Below are 11,896 nucleotides of genomic sequence, written 5' to 3'. Positions count from 1 at the left end.
GCGCAGCGCATCGCGGCGAGGAGCAGCGCGACGGCGACGGTGGCCGTGAGGGCTGTGGTCCCCGCCGCCAGGAGCAGCACGACCGCGACGAGCGACAGGGTCACGGCGAGGGAGACCCGTCCCGCCGACGAGGCGAGCGGCGGCGCGGAGCGCTCCTCCATCCCTCCGGCGAGGACCGCCACCACGGCGGTGAACGACAGGGCGATGCCGAGCCAGAGGGGCCGCTCGACCCACCAGGCGGCGCTGCCGACCGGCGCGGGTGACGTGCCGGCGGCCAGCGCGACGGCGGCGGTCGTGCCCGCCATGGCGAGGAGCACCGGCATGTGCCACAGGTAGATCGTCATCGCGCGACGGGTGACGAATCGCGTCATCGCCCCGGCGATCGGCCCGCGGCTCAGGTGCCGCAGGCGGTCTCGGTGCAGGGAGATCAGGCTCGTGTGCGCCACGCCGACCAGCAGCAGTGCGGTGGTCGGCGGGTTGATGTTCTCGATGAGGTCGGGGGAGTAGACCCCGGCGGAGAAGGCGGCCAGCAGGAGCGCGACCGACGCCGAGCCGGCGAGGGTCCGCGTGCGGCGCGCCAGACGGTCGATGCGGCCGTCCGCCAGGAAGAAGCCGATCTGCTGCAGAGCGAGCCAGACGAAGGCCAGATTGAGGAAGCCGAGGAACGCGATACCTGTCGTGGCACGCAGGACGTCGACGGATGCCGCGGCGACGACGAGAGCCGTCACCGCGAGAGCCGGCGCGCGATCGTGCAGCGCCACGAGGGCTGGGAGGAGGGCTTGGCAGAGGAGGAAGACGGCGAGGAACCACAGGGGCTGTCCGAAGCGGAAGCCCGCGACGGCGACGAGCTCCGGCGGGATGCCGGCGACGGTGAGCGCGAGCAGGACCGCGCCGACCACGGCGATGGTCAGGACCGCCGGACGCACGAGCCGATGCAGACGAGCGGCGACGAACGCCGCGGCCGTCGCCCCGCGCTCGCGGGCCCTGCGGTAGGCGAGGAAGCCCGAGAACCCGCCGATCACGAAGAACAGCGGCATGACCTGCAGGACCCAGCTCACGGGGACGATCCACCACGTGCCGACGCTGGCGTTGTCGAACACGGCCTGCTCGTCGACCACGCTGACCCCGACCATGATGCCGTGGAGGAGCACGACCCCGGTCACGCAGAGGGCGCGGACCAGGTCGATGCCGGGGTCGCGGGTGCTCGATCGACGCGGCTCGACGACGACGGGTGTCGCGGCGATGATGGCCATGGGTCCTCCTCGGAACGGTGTCCCTGGAGGCTATGGACTCGGTGCCGGCCGGGGCATCACCCTCGGGTGGGGTCGTGACCCCCTACCGCGGAGGGAGGGTCAGGAGGCCGGCTCGACGAGCCCCGTGTCGTACGCGACGATGACGGCGTGCACCCGGTCGCGGACGCCGAGCTTCGCGAGGATCTTCCCGACATGGGTCTTCACGGTCTGTTCCGCGATGAAGAGGTCGGCGGCGATCTCGCCGTTCGACCGACCCCGCCCGATGAGCACGAGCACCTCGCGCTCGCGTTCGGTGAGCTCGGCGAGGACCGTCGCGGAGCGCACGGACCGGGGCCTGCGGCTCGCGAACTGCTCGATCACCCGGCGCGTGATGCTCGGCGCGAGCAGCGCGTCGCCGCCCGCGACGACGCGGACGGCGTGCACCAGCTCCTCGGGCAGGGCGTCCTTCAGGAGGAACCCGCTGGCGCCGGCTTCCAGGGCGTCGTACACGTAGTCGTCGATGTCGAACGTGGTGAGCATCACGATGCGGGGGACGCGGGCGGCGGGGAAGGTCGGTCCGAGGAGGCGTCGAGTGGCCTCGATCCCGTCGAGCTCCGGCATCCGCACGTCCATGAGGATGACGTCGGGGTCGAGGCGCACGGCCAGCGCGACCGCTTCCGCACCGGTGGCCGCCTGACCCACGACGTGGATGCCGTCGTGCGCGTCGAGGAGCGCGGCGAAACCGGCGCGGACCATCGCCTGATCGTCCGCGATGAGCACGCGGATCGTCACGACGCGTCCTCCGGCGAGGGAGAGGCGCGAGGCGTCGGCGGCTGCGAGCGGGACGGAGTCACGGGAAGGTTCGCCTCCACCTCCCAGGTGCCGTGCTCGTCCGGTCCTGCGGTCAGCGTGCCGCCGAGCAGGTGCGCCCGCTCCTGCATCCCGCGCAGGCCGTGGCCGGTGGTCGCCGCGTCTGCCGCCCCGGGGGCGGGATTGCGGACGCGCAGGCGGATGCCGCGGCCATCGGCCTCGACGTGCACCGCGATCGGGTTGTCCGGGGCGTGCCGCACGGCATTGCTCAGCGCCTCCTGCACGATCCGGTAGGCGGCGATCTGCACGGCGGGCGGCGCCGCGTGGGAGGCGTCCGCCCCCACGAGGGCGAGACCCGCCTCCACGCCCGCACGGCGCAGTGTGTCGACGAGCTCGGGGATGTCGTCGACCCCCTTCTGCGGCTCGAGCTCGGTCGGCTGGTCCTCCGTGCGCAGGACCCCCAGGAGTCGGCGCATCTCGATGAGGGACGTGCGCGCGGTCGCGGCGATCTCCTCGAACTCGCGGGCGGCGGCGTCGTCCATCCCCTGGAAGCGGTAGCGCGCGGTGGACGCCTGCACCTGGATCACCGACATGCTGTGCGCGATGACGTCGTGCAGCTCGCGCGCGATCCGGGTGCGCTCCTCGAGCAGGGCCCGACGGCCTTCCTCGAGTGCCGCGTGCTCCCGCTCCTGCGTGAGCTCCACGCCGACGCGCACGCGGCTGGCGATCAGGATCGCCAGCAGGAAGGCGGCGACGGCGACGGATGCCGTGACGATGAGGTCGGCCGTGGCGGTCGCGGGGACACCGGGCGATCCCGCGATGTCGGCGCGCACGAGGGGAGCGGCGAGCGGACCGACCGCACCGATGACGAGCGGGAAGGCGCCGAGACGGGCGCCGTGCACGGCGGTGACCACGCCCACGAAGAGGGCGAAGGCGAGAAGGGCGGGCACCGACCAGGGCCAGGGGGCCGTCGCGGCGAGGCGGGCGTCCGGCACGAGCGGCAGGACGATCGCGGCGCCGCAGAACAGCGCGATCGCCGTGCGCGGGCGCGTCAGGGCGAGCAGGGGAGCAGCGCAGATGACCGCGCCCAGGAGGAACGCGAGGACGACCGGGGTGCCGGAGAGGGCGACGTGCACCGGCACGAAGACGGCGTAGAGCACGACGGCGGTGAGGCAGAGCGCCGCGAGAGCCACCTGCCGCCCGGTGAAGCGGGAGCGGAGAGGGGAACGGGCCATGGTCATCATCCTGCCAGTCGAGTCGCCTCGGCGCGGCCTCGTCGTATCCGCGCAAAGCGGTCGATCACCACACCGATCGTCAGGGCGAGCGCCACCCCGATCCCGGCGCCGAGCATCGGCTGGTCGGCGACCCACGATCCGGCCAAAACGCCGATCGCGAGGCTCAGGGCGCTCCAGCTCGCGCCCGCGACGAGGCTGAGCGGGAGGAACCTGCGCCACGGGAACTGCAGCATGCCTGCGGACATGTTCACCGCGACGCGACCCACCGGGACGTACCGCGCGCCGAGGATGAGCGACGCGCTGCGCTCGTCCAGAGCCGCCCGTGCGCGCTCGAAGGCGGCGGCGAGGCGAGGGCGGCTCCTCCACCGTGGGGAGGTCGTCCCCACGCGGCGGCCGATCGCGAAGGCGACGTTGTCGCCGACCGCGGCTCCGAGTGCGGCGACCCCGCCCAGCACCAGCACGTCTGCACCCGCGGATGTCGACACCGCCGCGGCGGCCACGAGCACCGTCTCGCTCGGCACGGGCGGGAAGAATCCGTCGACCACCGTGACCAGGAAGAGCACCAGCGGGAGCCATGGCGAGTGCACGGCGAGGAGGATGAAGTCGGTGAGGGCGTCCACCCTGGAACGGTACGAAGCGCACCGCGCCGCCGGCATCCCTCCCCGGTATGGATCGGCTCGGTCCCCGGAGTGATCTTGCCGTCGGACGGTCGCGTAACCGGGGCGGCTTATACTGGGAGGCTGGCCCCTCGGCCGACCTCCACCCCGAACGAACGGACATCCTGCTGTGCTTGCCGTGCACGACCTCGAGATCCGCGTGGGCGCGCGCCTGCTGATGGAGAACGTCTCCTTCCGCGTCGCCGACGGCGACAAGATCGGACTCGTCGGCCGCAACGGCGCCGGCAAGACCACCCTGACCAAGGTCCTGGCGGGCGACGTCCTGCCGTCGGGCGGCACCGTCACGCGGTCCGGAGAGCTCGGCTATCTGCCGCAGGATCCGCGATCGGGCAACCCCGAGGACCTCGCGCGCACGCGCATCCTCGATGCGCGAGGGCTCGGTCAGCTCAACCTGGGCATGACGGAGGCCTCGCTCGCGATGGGCTCGGAAGACCCCCAGGTCGCGGCGAAGGCCATGAAGCGCTACGCGCAGCTCACCGAGAAGTTCGAGGCGCAGGGCGGCTACGCCGCAGAGGCCGAGGCGGCATCGATCGCCCACAACCTCTCCCTTCCGGACCGCATCCTCGATCAGCCGCTGTCGACCCTCTCGGGCGGTCAGCGCCGACGCATCGAGCTCGCCCGCATCCTCTTCTCGGACGCGCAGACGATGATCCTGGACGAGCCGACCAACCACCTCGACGCCGACAGCGTCGTCTGGCTGCGCGAGTTCCTGAGGAACTACAAGGGCGGGCTGATCGTCATCAGCCACGACGTCGAGCTGGTCGGCGAGACCGTCAACCGCGTGTTCTACCTCGATGCGAACCGCCAGATCATCGACACGTACAACATGAACTGGAAGAACTACCTGCGCCAGCGCGCGGCCGACGAGGAACGCCGCAAGAAGGAGCGCGTGAACGCGGAGAAGAAGGCGACGACTCTGCAGCAGCAGGCGGCCCGCTTCGGGGCGAAGGCGTCCAAGGCCGCCGCGGCCCACCAGATGGTCGCGCGGGCGGAGAAGCTGCTGGCAGGACTCGAGGACGTTCGGCAGGAGGATCGCGTCGCGAAGCTGCGGTTCCCGAAGCCCGCGCCCTGCGGCAAGACGCCTCTCATGGCATCCGGGCTGTCGAAGTCCTACGGATCCCTGGAGATCTTCACCGACGTCGATCTCGCCATCGACCGCGGATCCAAGGTGGTCGTGCTCGGCCTGAACGGCGCGGGCAAGACGACGCTGCTGCGGATGCTCGCGGGCGTGGACCAGCCCGACACCGGCCAGCTCGAACCCGGTCACGGACTCAAGGTCGGCTATTACGCCCAGGAGCACGAGAACCTCGACGTCGGCCGCTCGGTGCTGGAGAACATGGTCTCGGCGGCGCCGCACATCACCGAGACCGAGGCGCGCAAGGTGCTGGGCTCCTTCCTCTTCACCGGCGACGACGTGCTGAAGCCGGCGGGCGTGCTGTCGGGCGGGGAGAAGACGCGTCTGTCGCTGGCGACCCTCGTCGTCTCCTCGGCGAACCTGCTGCTGCTCGACGAGCCGACCAACAACCTCGACCCGGCCTCCCGTGAGGAGATCCTCGGGGCGCTCGCGCACTACGAGGGCGCGGTCGTGCTCGTGTCGCACGACCCCGGCGCGGTGCAGTCCCTGAACCCGGAGCGCGTGCTGATCCTGCCGGACGGCGTGGAGGACATCTGGAGCCAGGACTACCAGGACCTCATCGAGCTCGCCTGATCGCGCTCCGTCGGACGAGTGGCATAGTCGAGACATGCGCCCCGATCCCGACGACGTGGCCGCGTGGCTGCGAGCCCGACCCACACTCCAGGGCCGGGCTCCGGAACTCGCCTCCTCACACCTCCCGGACGAGCCCGTGGCGCTGTTCCTGGCGTGGATGGAGCACGCGGCGGCGGCGGGAGTGCCGGAACCGCACGCGGCGACCCTCGCGACGGTGGCGGACGACGGAGTCCCGGATGCCCGCACGCTGGTGCTCAAGGGACTCGACGCGCGCGGCTGGGCCTTCGCCGGACCACGGTCGTCGCGCAACGGCGTTCAACTCGCCCGGCACCCCGCTGCGGCGCTCGCGTTCTGGTGGCAGCCGCTCGTGCGCGCGGTCCGTGTGCGCGGCCCCGTCGACGAGGCCTCACCGGAGGAGAGCGCCTCGGATCTCGCGGCCCGATCGGCCGCTGCCCGCGCCGACATCAGTGACGACGACTGGGTGCTGTGGCGCCTCCGCCCCACACGGGTCGAGTTCTGGCAGGGTGCCGAGGACCGTCGCCACGCGCGCGTCGTGTACGAGAACGACGGAGGGGGCTGGCGGAGGACGGTCGAGGGCGGATCGGTGATCGACGCGGGGCGAGCTCCGCGCTAGCCGTCAACGGGCGTCGACGCCGGCGTCGAGCAGCTCGTCCTCGGCATCCGCATCCTTGTCGCGCCGTCGGGAGCGACGGACGGGCGCCGGCTTCCCCTCGCGCTCCTCCCGGTGCTTCACGATCTCGGTGCGGATGATGTAGCCGATGAAGATGAAACCCATGAGGGCGAAGAGGATCCACTGGATCGCGTACGAGAGGTGCGGCCCCGGATCGTCGGTGGGGGAGTCGAAGCCGCCCAGCGCGCCGCCCGCGGGGTCTTCGCTGACCAGTTGCCCGTAGGCGGCAGTGATGACGTCGCCGTCGACCAGCCCCGCGATGGTCGGAAGGTTGATCGTCGGCACCTGCCCCTGGGGGGCTCCGCGGCCGGACGCCGGAACGGGCTCGCCCGGCCGGAGGCGCACGACGACCTCGACGGTGCCGGACGGCGCCGACGGCACCGACTCCGGGGCTTCGCCCTCCCCGGGCGGCACCCAGCCGCGGTCCACGATGAAGATCCGGCCGTCGACGTCGCGGAAGGGCACGAGCACCTCGAAGGCCGCCGTGCCTCCGTGGGGGCGGTTGCGCACGAGCAGCTGCTGATCGCGGAGGTACTCGCCGCGCAGCACGACGGGGTGCCATTGATCGCCCGGGTCGAGGACGTCGTCGTCGCCGATGAGCTCGCCCAGCGGCACTGGGGTCGCGTCATAGTTCTTCTCGACGAGCGCGATCTGCTCGGCCCGGGATTCGTTGCGGTCGAACTGCCAGTTCGAGAGGAAGGCACAGCCGATGGCGAAGGCGATCGCCACGAGCACGTAGACCGCCCACCGGGTCAGACGTCGACTCATGCGGGAGTTCCCTTGCGGACGGCGACGGGGAAGTCCCGGGCCGCGAGATAGTCGCGCAGGTAGTCGACGTGGTCGTCGCATGCGAGCCATACCTTCTCGCGATCGGCGGCGTGGATGCGCGGATTCCGCCAGACGACCTGGTGCGTGGCCGCGCGTCGGCAGCCGGCGCGCGAGCAGATCAGTTCGGTCACGACGGGTCTCGCGGGCTCTCGCGGATGGTGAAGATCTGCGGACCGTCGTCGTCCGGATGGAATGGCTCCGGGGGAGCGGCCTCGAGCTGCTGCAGGGGCGACTCCGCCCCCGTCTCGGTGCTGTCGCTGCCCGCGTTGGCGAACACCACGGCGATGTACGGAAGGACGGCCGCCGCGATCGCGAAGACCCAGGTGTACCAGCCATAGGGTTGCACCAGCACCATCAGCCCGAAGCAGACGATGCGGATGGTCATCGTGATGGCGTAACGGCGCACGCGGTGGTCTGCCTCTGCCCGCGGCGACTGCGGCAGGGAGGTGACGGCGGGGACGAGACGCTTGCGGTTCACGATGCCTCCAGCCTACGCCGCCGGGAGCGCAGTGGACGGCCCGCTCGAGGCGGATCAGCTGCTGTAGACGAACGGCAGCGTGAACGCGCCGAGCATCGCGAAGCTGAAGATCCCGATCAGGAGCATCAGCACGCCGAACCCCAGCACGACGTATCCGATGATCAGGCCGGCGAAGGCCATGCCCCGCCCTCCGATCATCGGGTTCTCCTTGGTGCGGCGGAGGGCCATGTGGCCCGTGATGACGGCGGCGATCGACGCGAACGCCGGGAGCACCAGCCAGCTGAACACGATGCTGGCGATGGCGCAGACCAGCGATGCGATGGCGAGACCGCTGATCGGACGAGGCGCCGGGTAGACGGGGTACGGAGGCTGCGCATAACCGTGACCCGGGGCGACCGGGCCGCCGCCGTAGGGCTGGAGGGGGGCGGGAGCCGGCGGGGGCGCATACTGCGGCGCGGGTGCGCCGTATGCGGGCGCCGCGGCCGGACTGCCGTACGTCGGGGCTGCACCCGGATACGCCTGGGAGGGCTGAGCCGGCAGGGTCGAGGGAGCAGGAGGAGCCGGCGGGGGCATGTACGCCGGATCACCGGAAGGAGGAACGCTGTTGTCGCTCACGCGGGAAGCCCTTTCGTCCCGTTCAGATTTCCAGGAGCGCCCGCATCTGTCAAACAGGGGGCGGTGCGGGACGGCCGCCGCCGCACCGCGGACGAGCGGCATCCGTCGATAGGATCGAGGTCGATGCGGATGCCCCGTATCGACCGCCCATCGGGAGTGAACCAACATGAGTGCTCAGCGCGTCGTCCTCGTCACCGGAGGAAACCGCGGAATCGGTCGAGCGATCGCCGAGCGATTCGTCCGCGACGGGTATCGCGTCGCCGTCACGGCGCGCAGCGGCGAGGGACCCGAAGGCACCCTGACGGTCCGAGCCGACGTCACGGATGCCGCCGCTCTCGACGCGGCCTTCACCGAGGTCGAGCAGCAGCTCGGCCCGGTCGAGATCGTGGTCGCGAACGCCGGCATCACCAAGGACACCCTCCTGCTCCGGATGAGCGAGGACGACTTCGACAGCGTCGTCGCCACGAATCTCGGCGGCACGTTCCGCGTGGTCAAGCGCGCGTCGAAGGGCATGCTGCGGGCGCGCTTCGGCCGCGTCATCCTCATCTCCAGCGTGGTGGGGCTCTACGGATCCGCGGGACAGATCAACTACTCGGCGTCGAAGAGCGCCCTCGTCGGCTTCGCCCGCTCGCTCACGCGCGAGCTGGGCGGACGCGGCATCACGGCCAACGTCGTCGCCCCGGGCTTCATCGAGACCGACATGACGGCGGAGCTGCCCGAGGAGACCCAGAAGCAGTACAAGGCGAACATCCCGGCCGGACGTTTCGCGACGCCCGACGAGGTGGCCGGTGTCGTCGCGTGGCTCGCGGGAGACGACGCGGCGTACATCTCGGGTGCCGTCATCCCCGTCGACGGCGGCCTCGGCATGGGGCACTGACCCCGCCGCGCCCCCGCACGCGCCCGATCCGACGGGTCAGCGCCGGATCGCGGCGTCGATCAGCTCCGCGAGTCTGTGCGGCACGGAGAACTGGGGCCAGTGGCCCGAGCCGATCCGCACGACCTCGGCATCGTCGATCGCCCGGAACTCGTCGCCGTACGGCCCCCAGTCGGCCACCGATGCACGGAGCGACTCCTCGTCCATGCCGCCCATCAGGAGCGTCACGGGCACACGGAAGCGGTCCGCGCGCGCGAGCTCGATCTCGTCCGTCGGCACGCGGGCCGGCACGCTGCGTGTCAGCGGCGCCGTCCGCGCCCGGGTCGCCTCGTCGAGGTCGTACACGTCTTCCTCGGGGAAGAAGTCCCATCCCGGGAACGGCACGACCCCGTCGACGACCTCGAACTCGCTGATCCCGTGGCCCGGCGCCGGGGGAATGGTGTCGACGAAGATGACGCGCGCGACGCGGTCCGGACGCTCGGCGGCGGCGCCCCACGCGACGTTGCCCCCGCCGCTGTGCCCGACGACGACCACGCGGTCGGCGGGGAGCTCGTCGATCGTGCGCACGACCGCGGCGATCCAGTCGGCGATGCCGATGTCGGACGAGGAGGTGGCGGATTCGCCGACGCCCGGCAGCGTCAGGGGATGCACGCGATGCCCCGCCTTCTCGAGGTCGGGCACCACCTCCTCCCAACTCGCCGCGTCGAGCCAGAGACCGGGGATGAGGATGACGTCCATGAACCGAAGGTAGCCCCGCTCACCGACATGCGCGACGGGTCGTGTAGCCGGGGAGGCTCAGGGGAGGAGCGGGATGACCTCGGCGAGGTCCTGCGGCCCGATCACGAGGCTTGCGGCCTCGCGCACCGCGGGCTTGGCGTTGAAGGCGAGGCCCAGTCCGGCGACACCCATCATGTGCAGGTCGTTCGCGCCGTCGCCGATGGCGAGGGTCGCATGCGGAGCGATCCCCAGCTCGTCGGCCCATTCGAGGAGCGTCGCCGCTTTGACCGCCGCGTCGACGATGTCGCCGTCCACCGTGCCGGTCAGGGCACCCTCGCGGACGGCCAGCCGGTTCGCGCGCCACCGGTCGACACCGAGACCCGGAGCGACGTGGTCGAGGATCTCGTGGAAACCGCCGGAGACGACGCCCACGACGCCGCCGCGCTCGTGGACGGCCGCCGTCAACGCGCGCACGCCGGGTGTCGGCTGGATGCGGGCGATCACCCGAGGGAAGGAATCGACCGGCACGCCCTCCAGCGCGGCGACGCGCGAGCGCAGGCTCTCGGCGAAGTCCACCTCGCCGCGCATCGCCGCCTCGGTGGCGGCCTGGACCTCGGCGCGGCGCCCGGCCTCGTCGGCGAGGAGCTCGATCACCTCGTCGCGGATGAGCGTGGAATCGGCATCGAGGACGACGAGGAAGCGCGGCGGGGTCACGCGTTCGAGCCTAGCGATCGAACGGCACCCCGCTGCGCACGCTCACCGCTCGATGAACGCGCCCTTGCCGACCACGGTGATGCCCGTCTCGGTGACCGTGAAACCCCGGGCGATGTCGCGCTCCCGGTCCACTCCGACCGTCGCGCCGTCCGCGACGACCACGTTCTTGTCGAGGATCGCCCGGTGCACGCGCGACCCCGCTCCCACCCGCACATGATCGAACACCACCGAGTCGGTGATTGTCGAGCCCCCGCCGGCGAGCGTCCACGGGCCGACCACGCTGCGTTCGAGGTGCGTGCCCGAGAGCACGGAGCCCAGCGACACGATCGAGTCGATGGCGTTGCCGATGCGTCCCACCGAATCGCGCACGAACTTCGCGGGCGGCGAGTTGACGGTCTGCGAGTGGATCGGCCAGTCGGTGTTGTACAGGTTGAAGATCGGCAGCGTGGAGATGAGGTCCATGTGCGCGTCGAAGAAGCTCTCGATCGTGCCGACGTCGCGCCAGTAGGAGCGATCCCGCGGCGACGATCCGGGAACGTCGTTGCGCTTCATGTCGTAGTACCCGGCCTCGCCGCGGTCCACGAAGTACGGGACGATGTCCCCGCCCATGTCGTGACCGGACGTGGGGGACTCGCCGTCGGCCTCGACCGCGGCGATCAGCGCATCGGCGTCGAAGACGTAGTTGCCCATCGAGGCGAGCACCTCGTGCGGCGCATCCGGCAGGCCCGTGGCGTCGGTGGGCTTCTCGAGGAAGGCGCGGATGCGGCCGGAGCCGTCGGGATCCGCGTCGATGACGCCGAACTGCGAGGCGAGGGCGAGCGGCTGGCGGATGCCGGCGACCGTGGCCTTCGCCCCGGAGGCGACGTGGGCCTCGATCATCTGCCGGAAGTCCATGCGGTACACGTGGTCGGCGCCGATGACCACGACGATGTCGGGCTTCTCGTCGTTGATCAGGTTCATGCTCTGGAGGATCGCGTCGGCGGATCCCGAGAACCACCGCTTGCCCAGTCGCTGCTGGGCGGGCACCGAGGTGACGTAGGAGTCCAGGAGGGCGGACATCCGCCAGGTCTGCGAGATGTGGCGGTCGAGGCTGTGCGACTTGTACTGCGTGAGCACGACGACCTGCCGCAGACCGGAGTTGATCAGGTTCGAGATGGCGAAGTCGATGAGCCGGTACTGACCGCCGAAGGGAACCGCCGGTTTCGCGCGATCGGCTGTCAGCGGCATGAGGCGCTTTCCCTCGCCGCCGGCGAGGATGATCCCGAAGACCTTCTGTGGTGCGGACATGGGTCAACCATAGGCGCGATTCCGCTCGCT

At 71.2% G+C, this 11,896-nt stretch carries 13 protein-coding genes and 1 pseudogene; 3 read left to right on the top strand and 11 right to left on the bottom strand.

The genetic code is table 11. The features are described 5' to 3' along the window. Positions 1 to 182 precede the first annotated feature (182 nt). The 4 genes and pseudogenes from AB3M82_RS11465 to AB3M82_RS11450 form a co-directional block, all read right to left on the bottom strand. A pseudogene (locus AB3M82_RS11465) lies at positions 183 to 1,253 on the bottom strand (acyltransferase family protein); the annotation flags it as partial. A 99-nt stretch (positions 1,254 to 1,352) separates the two neighbouring features. Next, positions 1,353 to 2,024, bottom strand: a complete 672-nt coding sequence (locus tag AB3M82_RS11460) for a response regulator (protein WP_412958076.1) — start codon at positions 2,022 to 2,024, stop codon at positions 1,353 to 1,355. Next, complete coding sequence (locus AB3M82_RS11455) at positions 2,021 to 3,277, bottom strand: histidine kinase (RefSeq protein ID WP_412958075.1); 1,257 nt, start codon at positions 3,275 to 3,277, stop codon at positions 2,021 to 2,023. Before AB3M82_RS11455 ends, AB3M82_RS11460 begins: the two co-directional genes overlap by 4 nt. Positions 3,278 to 3,282: 5 nt before the next feature. Continuing rightward, on the bottom strand, positions 3,283 to 3,897 hold the full coding sequence (locus tag AB3M82_RS11450) for a DedA family protein (RefSeq protein WP_412958074.1): 615 nt from the start codon (positions 3,895 to 3,897) through the stop codon (positions 3,283 to 3,285). Between the two features lie 166 nt (positions 3,898 to 4,063). Between AB3M82_RS11450 and AB3M82_RS11445 the strand changes: the two genes are divergently transcribed. Together AB3M82_RS11445 and AB3M82_RS11440 are read left to right on the top strand one after the other, a co-directional pair. Further along, positions 4,064 to 5,662, top strand: coding sequence for an ABC-F family ATP-binding cassette domain-containing protein (locus AB3M82_RS11445; RefSeq protein WP_412958073.1), 1,599 nt, complete (start codon positions 4,064 to 4,066; stop codon positions 5,660 to 5,662). 34 nt (positions 5,663 to 5,696) lie between these two features. Beyond that, positions 5,697 to 6,296, top strand: coding sequence for a pyridoxine/pyridoxamine 5'-phosphate oxidase (locus tag AB3M82_RS11440; protein WP_412958072.1), 600 nt, complete (start codon positions 5,697 to 5,699; stop codon positions 6,294 to 6,296). Positions 6,297 to 6,299: 3 nt separating this feature from the next. Here the strand turns inward: AB3M82_RS11440 and AB3M82_RS11435 are convergent, their stop codons facing one another. Genes AB3M82_RS11435 through AB3M82_RS11420 form a run of 4 tightly spaced genes read right to left on the bottom strand, consistent with a single transcriptional unit; the run spans position 6,300 to position 8,274 of the window. Then, positions 6,300 to 7,121 carry an SURF1 family cytochrome oxidase biogenesis protein gene (locus AB3M82_RS11435; protein ID WP_412958071.1) on the bottom strand — a complete coding sequence of 274 codons (822 nt, stop codon included), beginning with the start codon at positions 7,119 to 7,121 and terminating at the stop codon, positions 6,300 to 6,302. After that, complete coding sequence (locus AB3M82_RS11430) at positions 7,118 to 7,312, bottom strand: hypothetical protein (RefSeq protein WP_412958070.1); 195 nt, start codon at positions 7,310 to 7,312, stop codon at positions 7,118 to 7,120. The genes AB3M82_RS11435 and AB3M82_RS11430 overlap by 4 nt, the downstream gene beginning before the upstream one ends. Beyond that, positions 7,309 to 7,659 carry a DUF3099 domain-containing protein gene (locus AB3M82_RS11425; protein ID WP_412958069.1) on the bottom strand — a complete coding sequence of 117 codons (351 nt, stop codon included), beginning with the start codon at positions 7,657 to 7,659 and terminating at the stop codon, positions 7,309 to 7,311. Before AB3M82_RS11425 ends, AB3M82_RS11430 begins: the two co-directional genes overlap by 4 nt. Positions 7,660 to 7,713: 54 nt before the next feature. Further along, positions 7,714 to 8,274, bottom strand: a complete 561-nt coding sequence (locus tag AB3M82_RS11420) for a DUF4190 domain-containing protein (protein ID WP_412958068.1) — start codon at positions 8,272 to 8,274, stop codon at positions 7,714 to 7,716. A gap of 166 nt (positions 8,275 to 8,440) precedes the next feature. Here AB3M82_RS11420 and AB3M82_RS11415 point away from each other — a divergent pair, with 166 nt between their 5' ends. Continuing rightward, positions 8,441 to 9,151 carry a beta-ketoacyl-ACP reductase gene (locus tag AB3M82_RS11415; RefSeq protein WP_412958067.1) on the top strand — a complete coding sequence of 237 codons (711 nt, stop codon included), beginning with the start codon at positions 8,441 to 8,443 and terminating at the stop codon, positions 9,149 to 9,151. Positions 9,152 to 9,187: 36 nt separating this feature from the next. On the opposite strand, the gene AB3M82_RS11410 is transcribed toward AB3M82_RS11415, so the two are convergent. From AB3M82_RS11410 to AB3M82_RS11400, 3 genes are read right to left on the bottom strand one after another with little or no spacing between them, the layout of a single operon-like run. Next, positions 9,188 to 9,886 (bottom strand): alpha/beta fold hydrolase, encoded by a 699-nt coding sequence (locus tag AB3M82_RS11410; RefSeq protein ID WP_412958066.1) that lies wholly within the window; start codon positions 9,884 to 9,886, stop codon positions 9,188 to 9,190. 57 nt (positions 9,887 to 9,943) lie between these two features. Next, positions 9,944 to 10,579, bottom strand: coding sequence for a phosphoserine phosphatase SerB (gene serB / locus AB3M82_RS11405; RefSeq protein WP_412958065.1), 636 nt, complete (start codon positions 10,577 to 10,579; stop codon positions 9,944 to 9,946). Positions 10,580 to 10,621: 42 nt separating this feature from the next. Beyond that, a complete protein-coding gene (locus AB3M82_RS11400) occupies positions 10,622 to 11,866 on the bottom strand; it encodes a glucose-1-phosphate adenylyltransferase (protein ID WP_412958064.1) in 1,245 nt (414 codons plus the stop codon). Positions 11,867 to 11,896 lie beyond the last annotated feature (30 nt).

The organism is Microbacterium californiense, from assembly GCF_047246625.1.
Taxonomy (GTDB): Bacteria; Actinomycetota; Actinomycetes; order Actinomycetales; family Microbacteriaceae; genus Microbacterium.
This window is presented reverse-complemented; position numbering and strand designations above follow the sequence as displayed.